At 58.6% G+C, this 24,070-nt stretch carries 20 protein-coding genes; 10 read left to right on the top strand and 10 right to left on the bottom strand.

Annotation, left to right across the window (positions count from 1 at the left end; all coding sequences use genetic code 11):
- Positions 1-4: 4 nt before the first annotated feature.
- The 4 genes from NA78x_RS08200 to NA78x_RS08185 form a co-directional block, all read right to left on the bottom strand.
- Positions 5-481 (bottom strand): hypothetical protein, encoded by a 477-nt coding sequence (locus tag NA78x_RS08200; protein ID WP_425617950.1) that lies wholly within the window; start codon positions 479-481, stop codon positions 5-7.
- A gap of 159 nt (positions 482-640) precedes the next feature.
- The gene (locus tag NA78x_RS08195; RefSeq protein ID WP_425617949.1) at positions 641-772 is read right to left on the bottom strand and encodes a hypothetical protein; all 132 of its coding nucleotides are present in this window, start codon (positions 770-772) and stop codon (positions 641-643) included.
- Between the two features lie 110 nt (positions 773-882).
- A complete protein-coding gene (locus NA78x_RS08190; RefSeq protein ID WP_425617948.1) occupies positions 883-1,872 on the bottom strand; it encodes a DUF1559 domain-containing protein in 990 nt (329 codons plus the stop codon).
- A 346-nt stretch (positions 1,873-2,218) separates the two neighbouring features.
- Positions 2,219-3,160: a DUF1559 domain-containing protein gene (locus tag NA78x_RS08185; RefSeq protein WP_425617947.1), complete on the bottom strand. Its 942-nt coding sequence runs from the start codon at positions 3,158-3,160 to the stop codon at positions 2,219-2,221.
- 250 nt (positions 3,161-3,410) lie between these two features.
- Between NA78x_RS08185 and NA78x_RS08180 the strand changes: the two genes are divergently transcribed.
- The 3 genes from NA78x_RS08180 to NA78x_RS08170 all read left to right on the top strand — a co-directional run bounded on the left by NA78x_RS08180 (position 3,411) and on the right by NA78x_RS08170 (position 5,429).
- The gene (locus NA78x_RS08180) at positions 3,411-3,839 is read left to right on the top strand and encodes a hypothetical protein (protein ID WP_425617946.1); all 429 of its coding nucleotides are present in this window, start codon (positions 3,411-3,413) and stop codon (positions 3,837-3,839) included.
- A gap of 63 nt (positions 3,840-3,902) precedes the next feature.
- Positions 3,903-4,250: a hypothetical protein gene (locus NA78x_RS08175; protein ID WP_425617945.1), complete on the top strand. Its 348-nt coding sequence runs from the start codon at positions 3,903-3,905 to the stop codon at positions 4,248-4,250.
- 444 nt (positions 4,251-4,694) lie between these two features.
- Positions 4,695-5,429 carry a peptidoglycan-binding protein gene (locus NA78x_RS08170; RefSeq protein ID WP_425617944.1) on the top strand — a complete coding sequence of 245 codons (735 nt, stop codon included), beginning with the start codon at positions 4,695-4,697 and terminating at the stop codon, positions 5,427-5,429.
- Between the two features lie 70 nt (positions 5,430-5,499).
- Here the strand turns inward: NA78x_RS08170 and NA78x_RS08165 are convergent, their stop codons facing one another.
- Together NA78x_RS08165 and NA78x_RS08160 are read right to left on the bottom strand one after the other, a co-directional pair.
- Entirely contained in the window at positions 5,500-6,600 is a 1,101-nt protein-coding gene (locus NA78x_RS08165; protein ID WP_425617943.1) for a calcium-binding protein, read from the bottom strand.
- 166 nt (positions 6,601-6,766) lie between these two features.
- Positions 6,767-9,466 carry a hypothetical protein gene (locus tag NA78x_RS08160; protein WP_425617942.1) on the bottom strand — a complete coding sequence of 900 codons (2,700 nt, stop codon included), beginning with the start codon at positions 9,464-9,466 and terminating at the stop codon, positions 6,767-6,769.
- A gap of 351 nt (positions 9,467-9,817) precedes the next feature.
- Here NA78x_RS08160 and NA78x_RS08155 point away from each other — a divergent pair, with 351 nt between their 5' ends.
- The 3 genes from NA78x_RS08155 to NA78x_RS08145 all read left to right on the top strand — a co-directional run bounded on the left by NA78x_RS08155 (position 9,818) and on the right by NA78x_RS08145 (position 12,836).
- Entirely contained in the window at positions 9,818-10,123 is a 306-nt protein-coding gene (locus tag NA78x_RS08155; RefSeq protein ID WP_425617941.1) for a transcriptional regulator, read from the top strand.
- Positions 10,124-10,392: 269 nt separating this feature from the next.
- Positions 10,393-11,343, top strand: a complete 951-nt coding sequence (locus NA78x_RS08150) for a cytochrome c (RefSeq protein WP_425617940.1) — start codon at positions 10,393-10,395, stop codon at positions 11,341-11,343.
- Between the two features lie 170 nt (positions 11,344-11,513).
- Positions 11,514-12,836, top strand: a complete 1,323-nt coding sequence (locus tag NA78x_RS08145; protein ID WP_425617939.1) for a carbohydrate porin — start codon at positions 11,514-11,516, stop codon at positions 12,834-12,836.
- On the opposite strand, the gene NA78x_RS08140 is transcribed toward NA78x_RS08145, so the two are convergent.
- The 4 genes from NA78x_RS08140 to NA78x_RS08125 all read right to left on the bottom strand — a co-directional run bounded on the left by NA78x_RS08140 (position 12,833) and on the right by NA78x_RS08125 (position 18,010).
- Positions 12,833-16,807, bottom strand: coding sequence for an FtsK/SpoIIIE domain-containing protein (locus NA78x_RS08140; protein ID WP_425617938.1), 3,975 nt, complete (start codon positions 16,805-16,807; stop codon positions 12,833-12,835). The genes NA78x_RS08145 and NA78x_RS08140 overlap by 4 nt on opposite strands.
- Before the next feature lie 45 nt (positions 16,808-16,852).
- Positions 16,853-17,089, bottom strand: coding sequence for a hypothetical protein (locus NA78x_RS08135; protein WP_425617937.1), 237 nt, complete (start codon positions 17,087-17,089; stop codon positions 16,853-16,855).
- A complete protein-coding gene (locus NA78x_RS08130) occupies positions 17,086-17,628 on the bottom strand; it encodes a hypothetical protein (RefSeq protein WP_425617936.1) in 543 nt (180 codons plus the stop codon). Before NA78x_RS08130 ends, NA78x_RS08135 begins: the two co-directional genes overlap by 4 nt.
- Before the next feature lie 112 nt (positions 17,629-17,740).
- Positions 17,741-18,010, bottom strand: a complete 270-nt coding sequence (locus tag NA78x_RS08125) for a WXG100 family type VII secretion target (protein WP_425617935.1) — start codon at positions 18,008-18,010, stop codon at positions 17,741-17,743.
- A 365-nt stretch (positions 18,011-18,375) separates the two neighbouring features.
- Here NA78x_RS08125 and NA78x_RS08120 point away from each other — a divergent pair, with 365 nt between their 5' ends.
- The 4 genes from NA78x_RS08120 (at position 18,376) to NA78x_RS08105 (ending at position 24,002) form a co-directional block, all read left to right on the top strand.
- Positions 18,376-20,157 (top strand): Nramp family divalent metal transporter, encoded by a 1,782-nt coding sequence (locus NA78x_RS08120; protein ID WP_425617934.1) that lies wholly within the window; start codon positions 18,376-18,378, stop codon positions 20,155-20,157.
- Between the two features lie 620 nt (positions 20,158-20,777).
- A complete protein-coding gene (locus NA78x_RS08115; RefSeq protein ID WP_425617933.1) occupies positions 20,778-21,866 on the top strand; it encodes a twin-arginine translocation signal domain-containing protein in 1,089 nt (362 codons plus the stop codon).
- A 278-nt stretch (positions 21,867-22,144) separates the two neighbouring features.
- Complete coding sequence (locus NA78x_RS08110) at positions 22,145-22,858, top strand: HEAT repeat domain-containing protein (protein ID WP_425617932.1); 714 nt, start codon at positions 22,145-22,147, stop codon at positions 22,856-22,858.
- 4 nt (positions 22,859-22,862) lie between these two features.
- Positions 22,863-24,002 carry a dienelactone hydrolase family protein gene (locus tag NA78x_RS08105; protein WP_425617931.1) on the top strand — a complete coding sequence of 380 codons (1,140 nt, stop codon included), beginning with the start codon at positions 22,863-22,865 and terminating at the stop codon, positions 24,000-24,002.
- The last annotated feature ends 68 nt before the right edge of the window (positions 24,003-24,070 follow it).

Raw genomic sequence — 24,070 nt, 5'->3', positions numbered from 1 at the left:
CGGCTTACTCGACGTGTTCGAGTTCTTGGCCGAAGTGTTCGATGGCCTGCTCGGGATTGAGGTTGAAGATGGCCCGTCCGTCGGTGCTCCAGGCATCGCCGTTCATGTTGAAGACGGCCGTTGCCGCGCGGCGATTGCGAACATTGGGGTTATCCTCCATGCCGCCACCCTCGATGGCCTCGAAGGAAATCGTCACACCCACAAACGCTCGCAGTCGGCCCGTGCTGCGATCGCGTGCGAACGCCACGCCATCGTCGAAATCACATTCGGCCCACTGCAGTCCGCGCGGCTTGCCACTTTGGCTGGCAATGGTCAGAAAGTGCGCTTCGAGCCATTCGCGACGCAGCTGGAACTTGCGCCGGGCTTGATTCAGGTCGACTTTCACCTCGGTGCGGCGCAGCCGCTTCCAGGCGATTAGGCCTACGACGGCTGCCAAGCCGACGCCAATTAGCGCCACATCGAGCCACAGATTGCCGAACATAGCCCACGTATCCCGCCAGTAAACTGGCAGCACCCACCACGCGAATCGCCGCACCCCACGCGCCTGCATTTTATAACAGCGGACGAAGTGTCGGCAAGGATTTCGCGGCGAACCGTCAAATTCAGGAGGATTCGGCGGCAAGCTCGGCGGCCGCGAGAATCACTTGCCCTGCATTTCGCGCTGGGAGGTTTGAATGTGCTGCTGGCGAATTTTTTCGATTTCGCCCGGGTCTGCCGTCTTGGTGGGAGTCTTTTCGCTGCAACCGCTGACGATCAACAACAGTGCCGCCAAGGCAAAACATCGAATCAGGGAGTGGAACATAGGAGGCGTTTTTCAGTCGGAATGAACTTGAAATGGGTGCTGGCGAGCGAGGAGTCACCAGCGAGTTGACGAAGGCTTGTTTACGGCAGTTGCAGCACTTCCTCGCCGTTGCGAGAACCAGCGGCCGCCCAAACCTCGGCATCGACCGAGTCTGTGACAAAGCGAATACTGCCGTCGGACATCGCGGTATTGATGCCGGCGGGGTGCATGCTCGCGGCGGGAGAAACAATCTTCCAGAAGTCAGAACCGCCAGGAACCCAGCAGGTCTTGTTCGGCGGATTCAGGTGGTTGTACCAGTTTCGCCAAGGCGAGCCTTCGGTCCACGGATAACCGCGGTAACGCCAGGTTCCCGTCCAGGGAATCGTCGAGGTTTCCCAGTTCTGCGCGGCAAAGCTCGCGCGGGCTGCTGTCATGGGACCAGCCGGTGCAGCACCGAATTCGAAGCAATCGAACTTGGACTTGGGTGGATTGACCAGGCCACCGGCACCGTTCACCACTTCGGAAAATGCACAGGTATTGCTGAGACCGTCCGTAATGTCACCGAATTTCAGCCGACCGATCGCGGGGTAGCCAGCGGCCGCTTCAGAAGGGCCAAACACACCGTCCCAGCCATTCAGATGGACCCATGTTCCCGCGTTGGCGTGATAGTTGGTCCAGCCCATGTATTCCTTGCGGCCAGGAAACGGATCGCTGGGGCAGATCAAAAACTTTGGCTGAGTGGCAGCGGCATCCATGTTTTGGGCCGAGAACGGACTTGTATCCAGATTCATCCGATTGGCGACACCGCTCTGCTCGTAATAGTTTGCCATGAGCGCGTGGGGCGAGAGATAGCCAGCCGACGTCGGCTGATGTTGCCCGGCGGGCAGCACTTTGAAGGTGCTTTCGAAGTTGTGCAGCGCCAGACCCACTTGCTTCAAGTGGTTGCTGCATTGAATACGCCGTGCTGCTTCGCGAGCCGACTGCACGGCGGGCAGCAACAAAGCCACCAGCACGCCGATAATGGCGATCACCACGAGCAGTTCGACGAGCGTGAATGCCGCTCGCACCTTGTTGAGTTTCTCCCAGCGCATCGCAAACTCCTGGGAGAGGAAATGTGAAGGCCCGTCGTAAACCGTTCGCCATCTAAGCATTTACTGTACTAAGCAAATACGGTGCGCGAATATGTCAAATCGTAAAGATTGCGTGAAACACAAGCACGAGAGACCAGCATTGGGAAGAAGCACCCCTAGAAGGTGCGGATTTCATGCGAAGCGCCACTAGACCGGCTAATCCTGGTCAGCGCCCGCTCGCCTCACTGCGGGCACAACTGCGAAAGAACTGGGCATTCCCCCAAAACATGCGAGGCAGGTAAGCAACAAAAAATGCCGGCGGTGACGAGCCGTCGGCATCACAAAAATTTACTGATTAGGTCGCCACCTACAGGCCACTCACCTGTCCGTCGTCTTTGCCGGCCATATAGCCGAGCATCGTTGTGTTGGCACTGTTCTCGAACGAGCGTACGCTGCCATCGACCAGTACAAAGTTCGTAACAGCGCTATGCCAACTGCCGAACGAAGCATTCTTGGTCGGGTCTTGGGCACCCTTCGTCAGCGGCCGGGTAGTTCCGACCGATCGGAGCGAATGTCCTTGATCGCCGTTGTAGCAACCGCCATCGGCATAGCTGGGGTCATTCAAGCCTTTGGTATAGAGGTGCTTGTCACCGACCATCAGTGTGTTGCTGGTGCCATCAATAATTTCGCGTAAACCGACTTGCTTAAAGGCTGGGCCGTTTGGCAGCACGGGTGGCGTGGTACTCATCTTGCCATTCCACAAGATTCCAATGCCATTCGCTGGTTTAGCGACGCCATTGTCCTGCCAATAATCGCCGGTGTTCACACTGGAGTCGCCAACGCAAATCGCATAGTCGGCAGGCGAACTGTTGTAGGTGGGGCTCGTCGTATTGTCCTGCGCATCTCTCGAAAACTTGGCAGTTCCTGCAGTGCGCCGCGACGGACAAAAATAGACGCTGACCTTGGCTTCTTTGCACTCTGCCGTTTGGGTGTAATAGCTACCCGTTGACACATTCCATTTGGCATACAACGGTGCTTGTTCGACATAGGGCAGGATCGTGACCATCCAGGTATAACTTGCATCGCGACGGCTATTCGGAAAGTAGCCAAACGTGTCGTTGTAGTTGTGCATCGCCAAACCAATCTGCTTCAGATGGTTGATACACTGGGTGCGGCGAGCAGCTTCGCGGGCGGCCTGAACGGCCGGTAACAACAGCGCTACCAACACCCCGATGATGGCAATGACGACCAACAACTCAACGAGCGTGAACGCGCGGCCCGCAGGGGCGCGGCGCAGAGAGGATCGCATGGGCAAGGCACTCCACGAACGGATCGAGTAGAGGGAGAGGGGGCCTGGAACTGTCAGCGAAAAATGCTGAAAATGTGCCAGTGAGGAATATTCATAATCTTTAGGCGAACGTAAACCCACCTAGCGAGCGTTTCGCGGAAAGCCGCAAAGCTGAGTTTCAGAAACGCGTTGAGCCAACAAGCTGGCTTCCTACGAATATTATCCTTTGCAGCCTAGCTGAAATGTCACAAAAAACACAAGGATTTTGATGATGCCTCTCCGTCGACTTGCTTTGGCAGCCTGTTGCGCTCTGGTTCTCACCGCTCTGGTAGGCTGCGGAGGCAAATTTCAGCCTGTAGCGGGGCAGGTGGTCTATCCGGACGGCACACCGGCCAAGGGTTTGGCCGGCGGGCAGATCATTTTTCAGCAGGGCCCCGGACCCGATACGGCCTCGGCACCGTCAGCCAACAGTCCGCTGGATGCAGAAGCACGATTCAAGCTGGGAACCGAGCAACTCGGCGATGGTGCCGCCCTCGGCACCTATCAGGTTGCGATCATCCCGCCCCAAGCCATCGGCGACGTTCCCCTCCCGCGTGTGATCGCCGCGAAATTCGAGAACTTCGAAACGTCGGGGCTCACCCAAGAAGTGAAACAAGGGGGCGTGAAGGATTTGAAGATCACCGTCGAGTTGCCCAAATAGTTGGTGATTGGCCTGGGATCACAAAGAGGGTCTTCGTTCTCTGGTTGTTGGGAAGGTTGCCACATGTCTTTCTTCGATGATTTCTTCGTGAACGATCACCAGCGAATTCGTAACCTGCAATCGCAAGTTGAACGACTGCGGACGTCTCTGAGCCGGCCCAATCCCTTCGCCCCCAAGCAAGGAGACATCGAGCAGTTGCAAGTAGAAGTCGCCGAACTGCGGCTGCAGGTCGCAGTGTTGATTCAGGTATTGATACAGTCGGGCATTGCGACTCAACCGGACCTCGAACGCTGCCTGGCGGATCTCGATGCCGCTGATGGCAAGATCGACGGCCAGTTTGACGGCAATCCCGTCACTGGCGAGCCCGCTCCGCCCCCTCCTCCCGAACAGTTGCCGAAGATTCGCGTCTAATTTTTTTCACAAATTATTGACCACATGATTGACAATAAATCACTATGGTGATCTAATGTCGAGACGTTCTCTTGCAACTTGGTTGTTTTGTCGTGTGTCCGCGCTGCGCGGTGGCGTTTGCTGTGTGCGCGCGAGGCGGGGCCGCAGTTGCGATTTGCGAGGCCTGTCCAAGAACTAGCCTGGTAAGTGGACAAAAGGAGCGAGTTACTAAAGTGGCTCGAAAGTCGCAAGTGACACAACGACAACAAGTTCCGGTAAAAACCAAGGATTGGTACGTGTCCAAAAACCCCCGCCGGTTGTTGGACGTTTAGGGATTCGTCGAGGCGAAATCTCGCTACTCAGCTTCTCTGGCGGCGATAACGGTGTAACAGATCGTTGCCAATCGCGCCTCAACAGGTACTTACCTGTTGCGCGCCTGCGAGCGCTTTGTGAGGAGATGAAGTCATGGTCAGCCGCCCTGTCTTACGCCAAGGAAGCTTCGGTCAAACCGTCCGTGAGCTGCAAACGAAACTGAATCAAGTCGTTCGTCCCGTGCCACCGCTCATTGTTGATGGCTCGTTCGGGGCGAAGACCAAGCAGGCCGTGATGACCCTGCAATCGGCTCGCCGCCTGATGGTGGATGGCGTAGTCGGCGAGCAGACCTGGGCCGCGCTCGATCAGGCTGGTGGCCCAGGGCAACCGCCACCACCGCCATTGCCTCCCCCAGCGGGCGCAGTCATCAGCACGCTCGTCGAGAAGGCCGTGCAGATTGCCTTGGCCGAGAATGGTGTGCGTGAAGAACCGGCCGGTTCGAATCGCGGCGCGAAGGTCGATGCCTATAACGCGGCGGCCGGTGTGGGTAATGGCGCACTCTGGTGCATGTCGTTCGTGTACTGGAGTTTTCAGCAGGCAGCGGCGCAAACGGGACAGACCAACCCCATGCCCAAGACGGCCTACTGCCCATTTTTATATCAATGGGCCAAGGACCACCAAAAGTTAGTCACCACGCCTCAGCGGGGCGACATCTTTTTGGTGAAAGGACTGCGCGAGGGTAAGCCCAGCGTGATTCATACCGGTATCGTGACCGGCGGCTCGATCAATACCGTCGAAGGCAATACCAATAACGATGGTAGCTCGAACGGGATCGGCGTGTTCACGCGAACCCGTTCGACGTCGTCGTGCTACTTCGTGCGGTTGTAGGACTTGCTTTCGGAAGGGCGAGGCCTTTGCAGGCGCTTCGCCCTTCAGTATTACAGTCCCTGAACGAACATTAGAACGGCGTGGTATCGACGTCCGAGTGCGAGTCCTGCGACTTGCGGTTGCGGATGCGATCGTTGCCGGTGCCACCGATCAGTTCATCGATTCCAGCACCGCCATCGAAGGTATCGTTGCCGGCATCGCCCTTCAGCGTATCCATGCCGTTGCCGCCGAACAGTAGGTCGTTGCCTTCGCCACCTTCGAGCAGGTCGTTGCCGTCGCCGCCGTACAGCGTGTCGTTGCCGAGATCGCCGTAGATGACGTCGTTGCCGCTGAAGCCGTTGAGAATGTCGTTCCCTTCACCGCCGTGCAACTCATCGTTGCCGACACCGCCGTGAATGTTATCGTTTCCTTCATCACCGCTAAGCGTATCGTCACCTTCGCTGCCAGTGATGATGTCGTTGCCGAGGCCGCCGCTGATGGTGTCGTCTCCTTGGCGACCATCGAGCCGATCGTTGCCAGCGCCACCGACGATTTGATCGTCGCCGAGACCGCCATCGATTTGGTCGTTGTCGTTGGAACCGACCAACTCGCCGCCACCGACGAGCGTGTCGTTGCCAGCGCCGCCGATGATCTGATCGTTGCCGTCCTCGCCACTGAGATTATCGTCGCCGCCATTGCCGCGGAGGACATCGTTGCCATCGCCACCCAGGACGATGTCGACACCTTCTCCGCCCCAAAAGCTGTCGTGGCCATCGCCCAGATCAACGGTGTTCGTACCGTTGCTCGTAATGACGCTGTCGTTTCCTTCGTCGGCGTTGATGGTCGTCGGCACGGTGATCGGCACACCGGGCATACGCGGGCGACCCGAGCCCAGGTCGATGCGGTCGTTGCCTTCAAAGGCATTCACAACGATCGACGTCACGCTGGCCGAAGGATAGCGCGTGGCCACGCCACTGATTTGATACTGGCCGCCGATCAAGCGAACCGTGATGTTGTCGCCGCGCTCCGAACCGCTGATGGTGAGCACGCCGGCATCCAAGCCAGCTGTAACGCTCGAGGCCATTACCTCGCGGACTTCGAGCGATTCGATGCCGAGCAATCGTTGTGTTTTGGGGGGAGCAACCGACCGCTGTTTCGATTTGCGCGCACGCGCGCTGGGCGTTTTCGCCATGACATTTGCCTCACTCTTTTGAAAAGATCGAATCCCTGACAAGTGTTGCGCGCAACACTTTCCCGCGCAGAGAAGGCAATTCTCTGCAACTGTGGTCGCGCAATTTCGATAAGCGGCGGGACGTTAGCAAACCGAGCCAGAACGGCCAAGAGCAATTTTCTCGCCCCTAGCGCGAGGCGGTTTCGCGAATGGGCTCGGGATCGAGCAGGTTGACCTGCACGTCGTCGATCCAGGCTTCACCGAGGCCGGTGAGCGCGAAGGTAACGACGAGTTCGCCCGATTCAGGAACCGCGCGATAGATCGTGAACTGACGCCAGCCGCGCGTGAGGTGTTGCCGGTCGGCCAGCTCGGGTCCGCCGATCGAATCGAAGATCAGCAGGCCGTCGTGGCTGCCGGTGATCGGTTGGGGAATGAAGCACCAGCCTGTGATGCGGGCGATCTGCTTCTCGCGGACGGGCACCGGACTGCTGGTGATCCAGACCACGGGACGTTCGAAGGGCGGGGGAATCACGCGGGGCTCGCGCGGGGCTGCAGCGAGTCGCAGGGCACTTCGTCCGCTGTGAGGATTGACGAGCGACAGACTCGCTTCGCTCTTCACTCCTTCGGGCAGACGGTTGTAGTTTTTCCAGCCGGCTTTGGTCATGTGATCGAGCGATTCGAAATCGCCCCCGGCCTGGGCGTTCGCGCCCCAGGTTGCTCCGCGCAGACGATTGGCCAATTCCCAATGCAGCGGCAACGTCGTGAATTGAGCGATGCAAGGGCTGGCTGCCGGCGAGTGAAAGGCTGCGACCGATTGTTCCCAGTGACCGCGACGAACGCGAGCCTGCAGTTGCTCGGCCTTGACGACGTACGAATGAGCGGCCGCGAAATCGCCGGTCGCGATCACGCGTTGAGCTTGTGCCAGGTTGCTCTCGGCTTCGCGCAGCCACGTAACTCCTTCTTTCAGCTCGTGGCCAGTGGCGGTCATCTGGCTATTGATCTCGGCGACTTGCGACTGGCGACGAATTGCCAGATCTTGCCGCAGGCGAGTGGCATCCTGCTTGATCTCGCCCAGCGTGCGATTGAGAAAGTGGATCACGAGCGAATCGTGCGTGACCACAACCGCCGACGAAGTGTGCCCTTCTTCGATGGTGATCCGCAGACCACCGGTGGCCATGGTTGAGCGCAGCTTTTTGAGGCCGGCGGTGGTGATTTGATAGGCCTGACTGGCGGCCGGCACACCGGGCACCACGAGCGTAAACTGTGCGCGCGGAGCAGGCGGCGTGACATATTGCTGCGCGGCAGCCCGCTGGGTGATCAGCAGTAAACGTGAGCGTTCGGTTTGCCAGACGGCCGCATACACGCCCGCTTCGGGAGACGACAGGCCGTCGGTCAGTTGCCCGCCCGCGATCCAAGGCTCGAAGAGCCGCATTTCGTAATTGATCATCCGCAGTGCGTCGGTGCGCATGGCGGCGGGAACCGAATCGATGCTGAGCGGTGTGTCGGAGGGGAAGATCAAGCCGCGAACACCGGCCGAGAGACTCAAGTACATCGAGAGCCGTAGTTGCTCGAGATCGCAATCGTCTGCCTGGTCCGATGTGCGTCCGAGCAGCGTTAGCTGTTGTTGCAGCACGCCGGCCGGCTGCGAGTAGACCGTTCCCCAGAATGGCGTACCCGGGCGGGCGAGTCGTTCGCGATCGCTGAGCCAAGGACGCAGGTCGGACTGCTCAAAGCTGGTGCCAGCGGTCCGCTTGTCGAGCAGCAGCAAGCTGGCGAGGCGACTGTATTCGCTCAGTTCGCAATCGGCACCTACGAGCAACGGACGCTGCCGTTGCGGGTCGATGCTGCGTACCTCTTGAGCCAGGTCGCGCGTGAAAGGGACATCGCGATCGACCAGGCGAGTTCCAAGGCTCCAGCCGAGGATCGAGCGAAATGCTTGCGGCGGCGGGGCGGTGTCGTCGGCAAACGGGGGCGGAGCAACTATCCAAAGCTTGAGTCGTTCGGCTTCTTTCAAAGCTACTGGTGATGGCGAAGCATTGAACTTCACCGCGTTGAATCCCAGCGATTGCAACCAGGCCAGCGGTTCGCCCTGATGCTGAATGATGCGGGGCAGAAAAGGACGACCCTCGACCAGCAGCAACGAACCTTGAATCTCGGCACCGGGTGTCGAGGGATTCACGGGCACTTCGGCATTGGGATCGAGCGGGTTTACTTCCGCAGCAGGCCTGGAGGCGTTGATGGCCGTTTGATCTTGCTGCACGTAGCCTTTGACTTCGACGTCGTCGATCCACAGCTGCAAGTTGCCGGGACTGCTGTAGGCATTCACCACGAGCATGTCGACGTGTGCGCCGCGAACATCGACCGTGGGACCGAACTCGCGACGGAGCCGAATCAGTTCGGGACCATCGAGCCGGCGAAGCACTTCCTTTACATGCAATTGTTGCCAGGCACCGACATCGGTGTACGAATCGCCGGGAAGCAGCGTCGTCAGCGGCTTGCCAGTGCCGCGATCGGTGGTGCGAGGGAGCACCACGCGCACCATCAGTTGTAAATCGGGCCGGTCCGCTTTGATCCACAGCGAAGGCTCGAACTCGGCGATGACGGGCACCTTGCCCAGTTGATAACTGAGGTGGACGTAGGTGCCGTTGCCCACAGCTAGGCGCAGGAATTCGCTGCCGCTGCCCGAGCGAGACTGTCGAAAGGTTCGTTCCTGCCCAATGAGCTTGACGCTGGCATCGGCGGCGGCCAGTTGCCAGGTGGCGTTGGGAGATTCGAAGGTATCGCGGAACTGTGCAGCCGCGGGCTGCGTATAGAACATGGGAAGCAACAGCCCTAGCCCGAGCAGAAGCGCGCACTTCGTCCCGAGGGATCGAGGTGCGTTCGTCATGCGCTTGGCCCGTGGCATCGACAAAGAGTCCTGGTTTTCGCTGCCTTGCTGCGGGTGAGGTGGACAGCCCGCAGGCGTGTTGGTGTGCTTCGCCCCTATGTAGCCTTTCGGCAACTTGTCGCCTGGAGTGTGGCGATTGCTGTAAGGTGGCCTTGTATCAAGTGTTAGGACTAGCAACCAGAGCAAACGTGGCGAAACATCCACACGGGGCCGTTACCAAGAAAAACTTGTCATTTGTCGCAACCACTTGCGACCCATACACTTGCAACATGCACAACGTGCGCTGCCCAGGGACTGGTACGCCGGCTGCTTTAATCTGCTGGCATAAGACCACCCTTGGAGAAACTACTGATGTCGACTTCGCCGCGGATCACTGCTCAAGCCACCGAAGAACTTCCTAAGGACGTCGCCGACCTGGCAGCGGCCGTTGCCGATCTGCCGGCGGAAGTTCGCTCGCGACTGGAGCCGTTGATGTTCCGCGTGGTCGATAGCACTAAACGACGTCGGCGGATTCTCAACCTGGTGCAGGAAGCTTTGAGCCAATTGCGGCTCGACATGAAGTACCTGGTCTTCGATCTCGAAGCCACTCGCCGCGAACGCGATTCTCTGAAACCGACCAAAGACGAAGGGCCTGCCAGCGACGAGGACCGCTCGTAAGCTCGCTCGCCCTTCGCCAAGCCACGTTCGCACTCCTTGTGCCAACGCTTCGCGCCATCGACCTCGGTGGTGCGAAGCGTTTTTTTATGCGCCGAGTATGTTACAACGAGAGCGTTCAACTGGTCCTACTCCCTCGCCTCGGTACTCCGGGGAGAGGGCTGGGGTGAGGGGCCGAACTGTCGAAAAACTGGAATTGCAGTTCAGCCCGCGCAAGCGCGTGGGTTAAACAGGAGCATGGCATACCTCTCGCGAGCATCTTCGGTTACCAAATGACGCTTTCTTCTCTTCGCTGGCTGCTCGGTCCATGTTGCTTCTTCGCCGCGCTGCTTGCCATTGCGCAAGATCCCACGAGCAAGCCCCCGGCGACTCCACTGCTGGACGTTCCTCCCGCCGTGATGGAGAACGTGCATAAGCTCTCGGACAATGTCTACAGCAGCGGCGGGCCTAACGGCGAAGCCGCGTTCGAGATTCTGGCCAAGCTCGGCATCAAGACGATCGTGAGTGTCGATGGTGCTCAGCCTGATTTGGTGAACGCGAAGAAGTACGGCATGAAGTACGTGCATGTGCCGATTGGCTACGACGCGCTGCCAAAGGATAAGGCGCTGATCATCGCCAAGGCCGTGAAAGAATCGAAAGGGCCGGTACTCATTCATTGTCATCATGGCAAGCATCGCGGACCGGCGGCTGCGGCCGTTGCTTGCGTGGCCGTAAATGATTGGACTCACGAACAGGCCCTGGCCTGGATGAAGCAAGCGGGAACATCGCCCGCGTATGGGCAACTGATCAAGGACGCAGGCTCATTCGAGAAGCCCCTCCCGGCCGAACTCGACAAGATTCCGGCCGAGGCGTTGCCGGAAGCGGTGGCTCCGCCGCCGCTGGTCGACGCTATGCTCAAGATCGATGAGCGGTTCGATGAAGTGCAAAAGCACTTCAAGGTCGCCGTCGATGTGAAGGGCCCCGATTGGAACAAAGCCACTAGCGATGCGCTGCAACTGGATGAAGATTTTCGCGAGTTCCAGCGACTGCCAACCGTCAGCAAGATGCCCGCGGAATTTCAGCAGTTCTCAAGCGACATGCAAAAATCAGCCGCCGAATTGCACGCCGCCATCGAAGGACTCTCCAGCGGCAAAACAAAAGACACCGCCACGGCCACCAAGGTCATCGATCGCCTCAAGCAGCAGTGCACCGCCTGCCATAAGAAGTATCGGGATATGAAGTAGCTCTTGAGTTGTGGGAGACGATCTCACCAAACTTGAATGAAAGATTTCCGGCACGAAATTATTTTCTCAAACTGCGGAACTGCGGTCGCAACGGCCGATGCAATCGTTAAGTACCCCCGCGCCGTAGGATAGTCCCGGTTCTTATCAGTCCGATTTTCCAGGACGCACGGATGCGCAAAATTCTCGCCAGCCTGCTATTGGGCATTGGCTATCTGTTGCCAGTGCATGGCCTGTTAGCGCCCGTGCAGGCCGAGGTGCTAGAGTGCGCGGAGTGCGAAGAAGCTCCGCCGCCAACACCACCGCTCCCCAATTTCTGCGGCCCACTCTGCGAGCGATCGAAGCTGACCGGCGATTGGCACGGCGTGCGCACCTGCCTGCTCGAAAGCGGCATGATGTGGGACATCGATCACGTCAATTTTCTGTTTGGCAACGTGTCTGGTGGTCGCCAGCAAGGCTTCACTTTTGCGGGGCACGGCGACTACGTGATGAATTGGGACCTGAGCAAGGTCATCGATCACCAAGGGCTGTTCTTCAAACTGCGGGCCGAACATCGCTACGGCGAATCGATTGGCGGTTACGACGGCACCTTCCTGCCTTCGACTATTCCCACGGATCTGCCGGTCTCAAATAGCGAGAACATCTATCTGACTAATGTGCTCTTCACTCAGATGTTGTCGGAAACATTTGGCGTGTTTGCCGGCAAGATGGACACCCTCGATGGCGACATGAATGCCTACGCTCACAAGCGCGGCAAAGATCAGTTCTCGAACTTGGCTTTCGTGGCGAATCCGCTGCTACTGCGGGCGGTTCCATATTGCACCCTGGCCACGGGCTTTGTGATTCTCGAAGACATGCAGCCCCTCTTTACGTTCACCGTGCTTAACGCGAAAGACACCACGCGTAACAGCGGCTTTGGCGAATTGTTCGAAGAAGGCTGCGTCCTCTCGGCGCAGTATCGCAAGCCGTATGAGATTGAGGGTTTTGCAGGGCACGTGGTGGTGGGCGGGGCGTGGAACAGCCGCAAGTATGTTTCGCTCGGCCAAGATCCACGCATTTTGCTTCCCGATGTACCGATTGCCCAGACCTCGGGCACTTGGGCCGTTTTTGGCAACTTCGATCAGCAGTTGGTCTCTTACTCTGGCGCTCCGGGAGCGGGCTGGGGCCTGTTCGGCCGCGCGAGTGTTGCTGACAACGAAGCGAATCCGCTTGCTCAGTTCTTCAGCTTGGGCATTGGCGGTAACAGCCCGATCTGTGGCCGGCATCAAGACACCTTCGGCGTGGGCTACTACTATCTGGGCACCAGCAACCAGATCGGCGTCTTCCTGCAGGCCGCGCTCGGGCCGATTGGCGACGGGCAGGGCGTCGAAATGTTCTACAACTACGAAGTCACGCCCTGGTTCCACCTGACCGCCGACATGCAGGTGCTGCAACCCGAAGTGGTCAATCTGGATCCGGCATTGCTGGTGGGCTTGCGGGCGAAGATTGACTTCTAGCCTTCTGTTTCGGGCAATGATTTGCCGCGCTGTTCTTTGACCAGCGCCAGCCATTCGGCAGTGGGCAAGCCATACGGCCGGAACTTCTCAGCGAGACCTTGTTCCTCACTGTGGAACAAAGCCAGGTGCGGACCAAGCTTGCTGGCCGCGGGGCTGTCCATCAGGTGGCTCGAATCACTAGCACTCATCTGGAACAGCACGCGATACTCGATGTCACGCAGCGTGTTGCGATCGAGCCAGCGCGTGACGTTGGTACAGTTGTCGCTCCAGATGAGCGTGTGCACACCCACGGCGGGTCCTTCGCGCAGCAGGGTGACGAACTGCTTGTCGATGCTGCCGCCACCTTCATCGTCGTTAAAGCTGAAGTCGTCCGATTTCTTCAACTTGCGAAAACGGGCCAGATCGTAAACGACGAGGAATTTCGGCTTTGCCACTTGATCGCCAGCAGCCATGCGGCGGTCGACTTCGACTGCTAGTTGCTTGATCACTTCATCGGAATCGCGCACGTTGGCTACCGTTGCTGGCAACTTCACTTCGCGCACGAGTCGTTCCCAAAAGCCCGCTTCGGGCGAATCGGGACGCGTGCCATCGAGAATGTGAATCACGGGCTCTTGGGCAGCCGCTTGTTCCGGCAACGAAGCGGCCAGCGCGATCACACTGTTCGCCATCACTCCCAGCGAGAGTTCTTCCTGCTGACCGACCACGAGCAGGTTTGCACCTGCCTGACGACGGAACGTGATATCGGTCGGGTCTTTGATGGCCACCGCAGCACCCAACCAAGCGCGCGGATTTGCTGCAGCTTCCTTGGTCGTTCCTGTTTGCAGCAACTGCATCAATTGGCGATTCTCGCGAGGGTCCGCTGGCTCGTTGCCTTCGAACACGGTAAGCGAACCAGCGGAGATACCCTTCTTCTCAGCCAGCTCGCGCAGTTGCTTGAGATAACCTTCTCGCTCGTGATCGGAAAGCCACACCACCTGGAAGGGATGATTTCCTTCGAGCAAACCGTTGGCGTCGTTGTAAATCGCTTCGCCCGGCCGGTTCAGCAAGCGGGCCGCGCTGTTGTCTTCGCTCAGAATCAAATGGGCGTCCGATTCACTGCACTGCAAGGCGATGCGGACTGCCATCTGACCGATCGTACTTCGCGCTAGCGAATACGCACCGGCCAGTGTTTGCGAACCAAGCAGCACGTGAATACCGAACGCGCGACCTTGCCGCACGAGGCGATCGAGCAGCAGGCCCGCATTGTGCGAGATCTTATCGTCCGACGTAAAGAACTCCTGGAATTCGTCGATGACGAGCAGAACCCGCGGCATCACCGCTGTGGGGTTGGCGTTGCGATATCCCTTCAGGTCTTGCACCGTGTGTTTGCGGAACAGATCGCCGCGATGACGCAGTTCTTGATCGAGTCGTTCCAGCACACTCATGCCGAATTCACGTTCGCTCTCGATGGCGATCACGCGGGCATGCGGCAGGCGTTGAGCGGCGTAGGCTTTGAATTCGACCCCCTTTTTGAAGTCGATTAAATAGAACTGCAGTTCGTCGGGCGAGTAATGAATGGCCAGGTTCGTAATCAGCGCATTCAGCAGCGTCGATTTGCCGGAGCCGGTCTTGCCGGCAATCAGTACGTGCTGCGAAGTCCCTTTGCCGAGTCGCATCGATTGCATCTTCTTCGCGCCGGCACGTCCAAGTGGCACTTCGATTTCTGTACGACTGTCGCGCGACCACCAATCATCGAAGGCCGGCAAAGCCGAACCAAACGGCACTTCCACGCGGGCATTCGCCTTCGCCTGCGCGCCAATGGTGCGAATCATATTCGTCAGATGCTCGTCATCCGGAGGCTGTTCCATCACCAGCGGCAGCGGCTGCAAGTCGGGCTGCTTCCAGCGGAAGGTCTTGGTCGCTTCATCCCACACAAGCGTCGCAGCCGTTGTTTCCAAATCAGCGAGGTCAAAGTTTGGCGGCAACTTCAATTTGCGATCGGTGCTGATGAGTGTGTAGACGCCGCACCGCGATCCGCTGGCCGCAATGCTCACTAGCCGACGTGCGGCCTCTTCCGAGAAATTCGCAGGAAAGTTGGCGATGACCAGAATCTGATACGGTTCCGCTACTTCGCCCGCTTGCTGGTTGTACTCCTGGATCGAAGCGAACTCGTTGCGCAGGTACTTCTGAATCACCTTTTCCATATGCTCGGTCAGGTCCGAGAGTCGCTGCGTGATGTGCGCGCTTTCGGTCCAGATGCGGCTGGCGACCAATCGCTCGTCATAATCGGCCAGATGCATGAACGCGGAGAAGTTCTGGCCCAGGCCAACGGGATCGATCACCGTAAAGCGCACCTTGCCCGGCGGCAGCGAGGTAAGCATCCGGAGCATGACATTGCGCAGCGTGCTCGCGGCGACATCGCGGCCGTCACCTTCGGCTTCGAGCAGCAGCGAAGGAACTTGCGGATAGGAGATCACCGCGGGAAACTCGCAAGCAGAAGGCGGAAGCTTGAACTCGTCGCTGTTAGGTACACCGCCGGGAAGCGCTGCCGGATCGAAGGTGAAACGGCCAAATCGCAAGGCGGCGAGATCGACGCCAGGCTGAGCGGTGGTCGCTGTCTTTTGAAAGGCTTCGTCGGCAATCAACGTGTCCCAAGCGGGAAAGCGCTCGTCGCAGTAGGCATTCATTTCGCCCAAGATCTGCTCGAAGTGCGCGAGCCCTTGCTTCCAGCGCGTGGCGAGTCCTTGCCATTGATCGGAGAACGATTGCAGTTCCGCGCTCCGATCGCTACGAAACGATTCACTCAGTTCGATAAGCTGGCCTTGAAAATCTTCTTCCAGCCGATCGATCTCCGGCGGAGCTTGCTGCTCGATCGTGGCCAGGTTTCCTTCGTGCTGGTCTTCGATCGAAGTGCGCTTGGCTCGGTATTCCACCGTGGCCTGTTGCGTCACTTTGCGATTGCGAGCGATCTCGCTTTCGTGCGTTCGCTCCCACTCGGCATAGGCGGCTTCCATGTTGTCGTCGCGCCGCTCAGTCAATTGCCGCAGTTGACGTTCGGCCTCGGCTGTCGCCGATCGCAGGGCTGCCTGCACTAAGGCTTGCGCTTCGGAGATCGCCTGTTGAAACTCACCGGTCAAACGCTCGGCATGGCGGCGAGCAATGGGACGCAGGATTTGTCGCGTAGCCAGCGAAAGGACAATCGGCAACACCACTGCTGCAACCAGAGCCACAATGGCAGACGTGCCAGCGATGGCCGACCACAACCAGGCTCCCAGCACCGCCGCCAGAAACAGCACGAGCGAGAACAGAAAGATGAGAAACGGCCAGCCATCTTCCAAAAACTTGGCGTAGCGTTCCTGCTTCAACTCGTACAACTTGCTCCCCGCAAACGACAGGCTGCCAGCGATCTGTTCGAAGTAGCTATGCTTGGGCAAGTTTTCGCCCACGGGCGGTAACGGCGGCAGTTGCTCGGGCCAGGCACAGCGGCGACGGACGACTCCCTGTGCTTCGCCCAAGATTGCGCCGATCTGCGCTTCTACCTGGTCGATCTGCTGCTTAAAGCGAGCGAGTTCGACCTTGGGAATCACTTCCGCTTCTTTGAACGAACCGAGAATCTGATCGCGACGATGCTGCAACAGTCGTTTGGCATCGTCGACGGTCTCGGTATGCTGCGCCTTCTCGGTGTGTTGAAAACGGTCTTCTTCGACGAGGACCTTCTGCCCGGCCGTTTCGTACTTAATCAACAAATCGTCGCGTTGCGATTTGAAGTCCCCGATTCTGGTTGCGTGGCGATTCTCGAACTGCGAGATCAACTGGTTACGCTGCTGCTCGTAGCGTTGAAAAATGGCCGCGAGCCGCCCTTGATGCCGCTCGCGAATCTGCACTTCTTCGCGCGCCCGTTCGGCCACCAACTGCGCCAGTTTGGCAATCAGTTCTTGTTGCTGCTGGGTTGTGATGCGGGCTGTAGTCACCGGGGCAAAGCTTTCGTTCAAGGTGCAATCTGTCTTACGTAGCCCGACGCGTTAGCGAGGGAGATGCTAACCCTCACTCGGTTCACCGCACTCGCGTTCGGCTTCAATCAAAATCTCGGTCAAGCGATTCACCGCGGCGGCCAGTTGTTGCAAGCGAGCGGGAATCTCGTTCAAGCGCTGCTGATCGAACTGTCGAAAGGCATCGTCGTTCCACACTTCACGCGTTTCATTCGACCGCTCTTTCAGCTTCGCGTAAGCCTGGCTCACCTGACCGATGCCGGAACTCAAGTCGCAGATTCTCACGGTTGTTGCTCCGGCGTTTCGGTGGTGCTTGGCAGCGGACTACTATCAGCAGGCTGACGAAAGGTTTGTGTATAGGCATCGAGTGCTGCGGCCATGCGTTGCAGTTCTGCGCTGGCGACGGGAACATCGTTCTCGAGATACCGCTGCATTCTGGCAAGTTGAACATCAAAATCTTCGACCGCTTTGCGAATCTCGTATTTCCAGCGTTTTACGGCCTGCATTCGTTGCTCGGTCAGTTCCAGCCGCCGCTTGGCTTTCTCCAGCAGCTTCTTCTCTTGATAACAGGCCCGGCGATCTTCGCCGCTGATGGTCAATTCGCAGCGTTGCAACTCGAGTCGCGCTTCGGCCAGTCGATCCGAGGCTTTGCGCATTTCGCGCGGCCAGTAGAACGTCCGGTCCTGCTCGATCCAGTCGATGGCGCGGCGCGCTTCCATAGCCAGAGCCGTCAAACCGTGCCCCGTATCTTCGGCAAACTGCACCAGCGCCGCGCGTAGGGCAGTCACTGCTTCGGTCGACGTGATGTGAGCTGATTTGGCCATGTCATGATCTTCAATGAGCCAGAGGCGTTAGCGCCCGGAGTGTTTTTTCAAAACCGCCAGCAAGGAAAAGAAACTCTCCGGGCGCTAACGCTTCCGGCTCAGGAAAATTGCGTTACGACCTCAAATAATCTTCAATGTGTTCTGCCTTCCGCAGCAGGTACGGAACGTAGGCGTCGGCGGTCTCGGTGAACCGCAGCAGCACCTTCATGTTCTGCTCGAACTCTTCCGAGAACTTCTTGTGTTCCTGGTCGCGCCAGCTGGCACTTAAGGTGGCTAGCTGATTGCCGAGCGCCGCCGAACGATCTCGTAGCTGGGAATTGAACTTCTTTAAGCTTTGGGCGAACTGCCGCAGCTCTTCGGGATCGACAACGGCTTGGGGCATGACTCAATTTCCTTCTCGCGACGCGGGGGAGCGGGCACCACACTCAATTGTACTCCGCAGTTACGCCGGGGGAGCAGACCTCCTGCTCTGAAGTAGCCCGACGCGTCAGCGAGGGTGCTACCCGTGGGAATGTTGCAGCGGAGTGACCGTTCCAGCGACAGTTCTCCCTCGCTAACGCGTCGGGCTACTTGTGAGGACCAATCCTCTTAGGACGTAGCGGCAGACAGTTTGTCACGACCCAAATTAGCAGGGCCTTGCCGCGAGTCATTTTCGGCCGCTTTAGGTTGACCCGCCCCGGGCTGCAGTCGATGATGGGCAACCTGCCGAAACTGTCCCTCTCCCTTCCGTGATCAAGTTGGTCCCGCATGAGTGCCGAGAAGAAACCTGCCGCCGAATTGGCCCCCTGGCCTGGTTCGCATGCCATGCCTCGTTGGAGCGTGGATGAACTGAGCGACGCCCCCACTTTTCAGTGGAAGAACGCGCTGGCGATGGTCGGTCCGGGGCTCGTCATGGGCGCCGCCGCGATTGGCGGCGGTGAATGGCTGGCGGGGCCTGCAGTCACGGCCAAGTACGGCGGTGCGCTCCTCTGGATTGGCACCGTCAGCATTCTGTTTCAGGTGATCTACAACATCGAGATCAGCCGCTACACCTTGTACTGCGGCGAACCGATTTTCAGCGGCAAGTTTCGCATTCCCCCGCACCCGATGTTCTGGGTGCTGATCTATTTCATGCTCGACTGGGGCTCGATCGCGCCCTATCTGGCCGTGAACGCCGCGATCCCGCTCGAAGCTATCTTTCTCCAGCGACTGCCCGATCCAGATAACATCCCGCGTGACTGGTGGGTCCATAAGTTCGTCGCGACGGGTCTGTACTTGCTCGTGCTTATTCCGTTGATCTTCGGCGGTAAGATTTACAACTCGCTGAAGGTGGTCATGAGCTTTAAGCTCTTTGCCGTGATCACGTTTCTGCTCTTCTTGGGAATCTTCTTCTCGCGCCCAGCGACCTGGGGCGAGATCTTCTCCGGCCTGTTTCAGATTGGCACGGTCCCCGTGTTGCGCGGCGAAGATCTCAACGGCAACGGCATCCTCGATCCGGGCGAAGACTTCGATCAGGACGGGCGACTCGATGTGAATGAAGGCTTGCCACCGAGCAAAGAGAAGGGTGCACCGACTTGGAAAGATCAGGACGGCGACGGCAAGCGCGATGGCTACGCGACCGAGAACATCTTTGTCTACCTATGGAACAACGGCTCGTTCCCCACGCTCAACCTGTCTCTGATCGCCACTTTGGGCAGTCTGGCGGCGATTGCGGGCAACGGCGGTTTGACCAACGCGCCGATCAGCAACTTCACGCGCGATCAAGGCTGGGGCATGGGTGCGAAAGTCGGCGCCATTCCGAGCGTGATCGGCGGCCACGGTATCAGCCTGTCGCACGAAGGAAGCGTGTTTATCGTCAACGAAGAATCCATGCCCCGCTGGCGGCGCTGGTATCGGCATATCTTGCGAGATCAATTGCTGGTCTGGATGGGCGCGTGTCTTATCGGCGTTTCCCTCCCTAGCATTCTCTCGGTCGAGTTTCTGCCCCGTGGCACTGAAGCCAGCAGTTGGACCGGCGCGGCCATGACTGCCGGCGGCGTGCAACAACGGGTCAGCGAACCCGTCTCGGGAACACTCGCTTACATGCCGGCGCTGCGGTCGATGATCTCGGGACCCAACTTTGGTCGCTTCTTTTGGGGAGCCACGCTCTTCTGTGGCTTCCTGGTGATGATCACCAGCCATACCACCACTACCGATGGCTTTGTGCGTCGCTGGGTCGATGTGTTCTGGACGGCTAGTCCGCAACTGCGCAAGTTGCCCGGCACGGCGGTAAAGTACGTCTACTTTATTGTGCTTTGCATTTGTGCCGTGTGCGGCCTAACGATTCTCTGGCTGATGGATAAGCCCGGTCGCGTCTTCGAAATGTCGACGACGTTTTATAACTTCGCCTTTGCCTTCAGTTCGTGGCACACCCTAATCGTCAACACCACGCTGTTGCCGAAACAATTGCGACCCAACTGGTTCGTGCGCATCGGCCTCGTTCTGTCCGGCATCTACTTCTCAGCGCTCGGCGTGCTGATGTCGATGAAGTTCTTTGGGTATATCGCTTAGCGTAGTTTGTCAGAATGAATCGCATTGCTGCAGTTTCCGTCGATCTCCGCCTCCACGCGGGTGTCGTTACCGCTGCTGGTGATCAACTCGAAGTTTCGCTCGATTGCTCTGACTGTCAGCGCAGGAGGCGGACGGTAGTCTTTGGACTAGGAACGGGCCAAGGCCAGTGCTTACCCAGTCAGCATCAATTTCGCGGAGCAGTGCGAGATCGACGGCAGCGGATTGAAGCTGGCCATTGGATTGCAGAATACGAATTGGACTATTGGTACGAGCCCTTCGTGGACGCCAAATACCTAGACAAGCTGCCCTATTACGGTCCGTCCGACGGCGTACCAAGTTGGGCACGAGTGCATCTTACCGTGACTTGTCCCAACTGCAAAACATCTGCGCCAGCATCTACACAAACGAACAGTCGGTGGCCAGCACTATCCAAATGTACTTGCGGCTACGAATTGTTCACTGCCGAGAAGGCTCCGAACTTGTCATGGTGCGCAGCGGATTGAATCGGCAAGATGATTTGGGTGTGACGATCAACCGCCAACTTGCTTGTGCGGCGCTGCGCGCGCGGGCATCATAACGGGCAAGAGTCACGAAATATCTCTCCTTCAGGAAGCATGTTCATGAGCCGTTCTCGCCGCGTTTCGCGTCGTCAGTTCTTGCATACGTCCGCGGCAGTGGCCGCAGTGACGTCGGTCCCGGCAATCTGGACGACCGCGAAGGCTGAGAAGCCGCTCGTCGTCGGTGAAGGGGAGCACAAGTTCGAAGTGCAGCATGAATGGCCGCAGCTGCCGGCCAAGTACTCGTGGCAGACGACCCACAACGTGGCCGTCGACAAAGCGGGCAACCTGTACGTGATTCACGAGGGCCGCGACAACCTGAAGGACCACCCGTCGATCTTCGTCTTCGATAGCGAAGGGAAGTTTGTCCGTGCTTTCGGCGAGCAGTTTCAAGGAGGTGGCCACGGCATCGAGATTCGCCAAGAAGGAAGCGAAGAGTTCTTGTACGTCTGTGCCTATCAGGCGCTAAAGACGTTCGCCAAGCTGACCCTTACCGGCGAGAAGGTCTGGCAAAAGTTCGCGCCGATGGAATCGGGCGTGTATGCCGCCGACGAAGACACCAAGCCCGCGAAGGTCTGGGGGCGCGATCGCTTTTTGCCGACGAACTTTGCCTTTCTCGACGATGGCGGCTTTTTGCTCGTCGATGGCTACGGCGCTTACTACGTGCATCGCTACGACAAAGACGGCAAGTGGCTCTCGTGCTTCGGCGGCGTCGGCAAGGGAGAAGGAAAGTTCAACACGCCCCATGGCATCTGGGTCGACAAGCGGGCCGGGCGCAAGCCGTCGATTGTGGTCTGCGACCGGGCGAATAACACGCTGCAGTACTTCGACATGGAAGGCAAGTATCTGGAGACACTCGCCGGCTATGGCTTGCCCGCCAATGCCGAGACGTGGAACAACCTGTTGGTGATTCCTGAACTGAAGGCCCGCGTCACCTTGCTCAACGAGAAGAACGAAGTGGTCGCTCGCCTGGGCGATGACGTGGCGCGGATCAACGCCAAAGATGGCGGTAAGATTCGGGGCGACAAGAACCTGTGGGAACCTGGACGCTTCGTCCATCCACACGATGCCTGCTTTGGTGCCGACGGCAGCATCTTTGTCGCCGAATGGGTCGGCACGGGACGCGTCTCGCGACTGAAGAAATTGACGTAAGTCGAAGGCCGCAGAAACCGAGGGTGTTCACAAACCGGCAGGGTTTGTGAACACTGATGCGCGCCGCAGCCGAGAGTTACTGGGGGTGGCGTTCACAAACCCTACCGGCTTGTGAACAAACTTTTCCCGACCGCCCCGGCGGTTTTGTTGAGTTACGTCCGCGGAGCCAGCGAGCTTCATTTCCTTTCCTGCCCGCCCCCGCTTCGTCACTTGCATAGCGCGCGCTTTGCCTCCAGACTAGGTGCTTTGCGGGCGAGTCAGTTTCTGTGGAGCCGGTGATGCGAACTTTGGCGTGGGTGATCGTGCTGGTGCCTCTCTTGTTCCTGTTTACAGGCTGCGGTTCGCGGCCGGTGGCCACCGCCGACAATGGCGGGAAGGTCGTTAAGAAGAAGCGACCGGTGGCCAAGAACGTTCCGCAGCCGGCGACCAAAATCGACGTACCAGAAGATCTGTACGACAGTCCCGCCGCCGCGCTGGCCGATGTGAAACGCTGGGTCGATTCGAAAGATGGGAATGCCGGCCAAGCCTTGCTGAAGACCGAAGCCTGGCTGATTCGCCGCGGCGACAAGATAGTGCCGGAACTGACCGCGCGCGTCGAAGATAAGAACGAAGATCTGGCCATTCGCATGACGGCCTGTCGCGTGCTCAGCAAGATGGGCCCCGTGGGTCGCCCTGCCGTACTGGCCGCGACCGACAGCTCGCCCGTGCAACTGCGAGTGAAGGCCATCGAGTGCCTAGGCCGCATTAAGCCGGCCGATAAGGCGAGCGTCGATAAATTGATGACGTTGCTCGACGACAAGGAATACGACATTCGCAAGGCAGCGCTGCTGGGAATTGCTGCCACCGACAAAGCGGGGGCGCCGGCCGTCTCGAAGCTGATGGACATGTTGAACGACACCAAGGAAGACGAAACGATCCGCAGCTTGGCCAAAGTGGCACTGAAGAAGGTGGATCCCCGTAAGGGTCTGATGGGCGCGGACAAAGAACGGTGAAATCATGGCTGATTCCAAACATCCACGTGCCAGTCGCCGGCAATTTCTGGCCACCTCCGCTGCTGCACTAAGCTGTGCCGCGGTCGTTCCAGCGCAGGCCTGGACGGCTGAAGAGGCAACCACAAAGAAAGATGTCTTGTGGCTGGCCGAAATTCAGCAGCGCCCCGCAACCTTGCCGGAAGGCACCAAAGATTTTCCGAGTCTGCTCGTCGACGCTCAGGGGAAACCGATCCGCACTGGGGAAGCTTGGCAAAAACATCGCGGTGAGATACTCGCCTGGTGGCAAAACCTTGTCGGTGCGATGCCGGCCAAGCGAGACCCGGGCAAGCCTCCCCCTGTGAAGGTGCTGGAAGAAGATCGCGTTGGCAATGTCACTCGCCAGCGAGTTTCTTACGAAGTCGAACCGGGGTTAATCACCGAAGCGTACATTTGCAGGCCGACAGAGTTGCTGGGGACAGCGCCGGGAGTCGTCTGTTTTCATTCGACGGCCGACCATACGATTCGCCAGCCTGCGGGGCTTGGCACCGATGTGCAAAAGGCCTTTGGGCTGAAGGCTGCCCAGCAAGGGCGAATCACCTTCTCGCCGCGCAATTTCCTTTGGCCCGGTGACGCGAAAATTGCAGCCAAAGAGGAAGCTCGCAAGTATCTCGACCGCGTGCCGAAGAGTACAGGCATGGCCAAGATGCTGTACGACGCTCTGGTGGCAGTGGACATCCTGGCGAAGTTGCCAGGAGTCGATTCGACGCGCCTCGGTGCGGTTGGTCACTCACTGGGCGCGAAGGAAGTCCTGTATCTGGCTGCCTTCGATGAACGAATCAAAGTAACCGTGAGCAGCGAAGGGGGCATCGGGCTTAAGTTTTCGAACTGGAACGCGCCCTGGTACTTGGGCCCGGCCATTGATGAGCCAACCTTTACGCGTGACCAGCACGAGTTGCTCGCTTGCGTCGCTCCGCGGCCTTTTTTGCTCGTGGGCGGCAACAGTGCTGACGGCGACAAGGGCTGGCCTTACATCGCCGCGGCGTTGCCCGTGTATGAATTGGCCGGTAAGCCTGCTCGCGTCGGGCAATTCAATCATCGCCAAGGGCACGCGGTACCGCCGATTGCGGAAGAGCGAATCGAAGAATGGTTTCGGACCTACCTGTAGTTAGTTTGGCGAAGACGTCATTTTTGCAGCAGAAGCCACGGTTAGCTGGGCAATGGCTCACGCGGTAG

This window comes from Anatilimnocola aquadivae, assembly GCF_049819085.1.
Taxonomy (GTDB): domain Bacteria; phylum Planctomycetota; class Planctomycetia; order Pirellulales; family Pirellulaceae; genus Anatilimnocola.
This window is presented reverse-complemented; position numbering and strand designations above follow the sequence as displayed.

Excerpts from the sequence above, each read along its gene's own strand:
- NA78x_RS08180 (WP_425617946.1), top strand. The coding sequence starts at position 3,411 with ATGCCTCTCCGTCGACTTGCTTTGGCAGCCTGTTGCGCTCTGGTTCTC.
- NA78x_RS08110 (WP_425617932.1), top strand. The coding sequence starts at position 22,145 with ATGCGAACTTTGGCGTGGGTGATCGTGCTGGTGCCTCTCTTGTTCCTG.
- NA78x_RS08170 (WP_425617944.1), top strand. The coding sequence starts at position 4,695 with ATGGTCAGCCGCCCTGTCTTACGCCAAGGAAGCTTCGGTCAAACCGTC.
- NA78x_RS08160 (WP_425617942.1), bottom strand. The coding sequence starts at position 9,466 with ATGACGAACGCACCTCGATCCCTCGGGACGAAGTGCGCGCTTCTGCTC.
- NA78x_RS08155 (WP_425617941.1), top strand. The coding sequence starts at position 9,818 with ATGTCGACTTCGCCGCGGATCACTGCTCAAGCCACCGAAGAACTTCCT.
- NA78x_RS08175 (WP_425617945.1), top strand. The coding sequence starts at position 3,903 with ATGTCTTTCTTCGATGATTTCTTCGTGAACGATCACCAGCGAATTCGT.
- NA78x_RS08145 (WP_425617939.1), top strand. The coding sequence starts at position 11,514 with ATGCGCAAAATTCTCGCCAGCCTGCTATTGGGCATTGGCTATCTGTTG.
- NA78x_RS08190 (WP_425617948.1), bottom strand. The coding sequence starts at position 1,872 with ATGCGCTGGGAGAAACTCAACAAGGTGCGAGCGGCATTCACGCTCGTC.
- NA78x_RS08115 (WP_425617933.1), top strand. The coding sequence starts at position 20,778 with ATGAGCCGTTCTCGCCGCGTTTCGCGTCGTCAGTTCTTGCATACGTCC.
- NA78x_RS08150 (WP_425617940.1), top strand. The coding sequence starts at position 10,393 with ATGACGCTTTCTTCTCTTCGCTGGCTGCTCGGTCCATGTTGCTTCTTC.
- NA78x_RS08125 (WP_425617935.1), bottom strand. The coding sequence starts at position 18,010 with ATGCCCCAAGCCGTTGTCGATCCCGAAGAGCTGCGGCAGTTCGCCCAA.
- NA78x_RS08105 (WP_425617931.1), top strand. The coding sequence starts at position 22,863 with ATGGCTGATTCCAAACATCCACGTGCCAGTCGCCGGCAATTTCTGGCC.
- NA78x_RS08130 (WP_425617936.1), bottom strand. The coding sequence starts at position 17,628 with ATGGCCAAATCAGCTCACATCACGTCGACCGAAGCAGTGACTGCCCTA.
- NA78x_RS08120 (WP_425617934.1), top strand. The coding sequence starts at position 18,376 with ATGAGTGCCGAGAAGAAACCTGCCGCCGAATTGGCCCCCTGGCCTGGT.
- NA78x_RS08200 (WP_425617950.1), bottom strand. The coding sequence starts at position 481 with ATGTTCGGCAATCTGTGGCTCGATGTGGCGCTAATTGGCGTCGGCTTG.
- NA78x_RS08185 (WP_425617947.1), bottom strand. The coding sequence starts at position 3,160 with ATGCGATCCTCTCTGCGCCGCGCCCCTGCGGGCCGCGCGTTCACGCTC.
- NA78x_RS08165 (WP_425617943.1), bottom strand. The coding sequence starts at position 6,600 with ATGGCGAAAACGCCCAGCGCGCGTGCGCGCAAATCGAAACAGCGGTCG.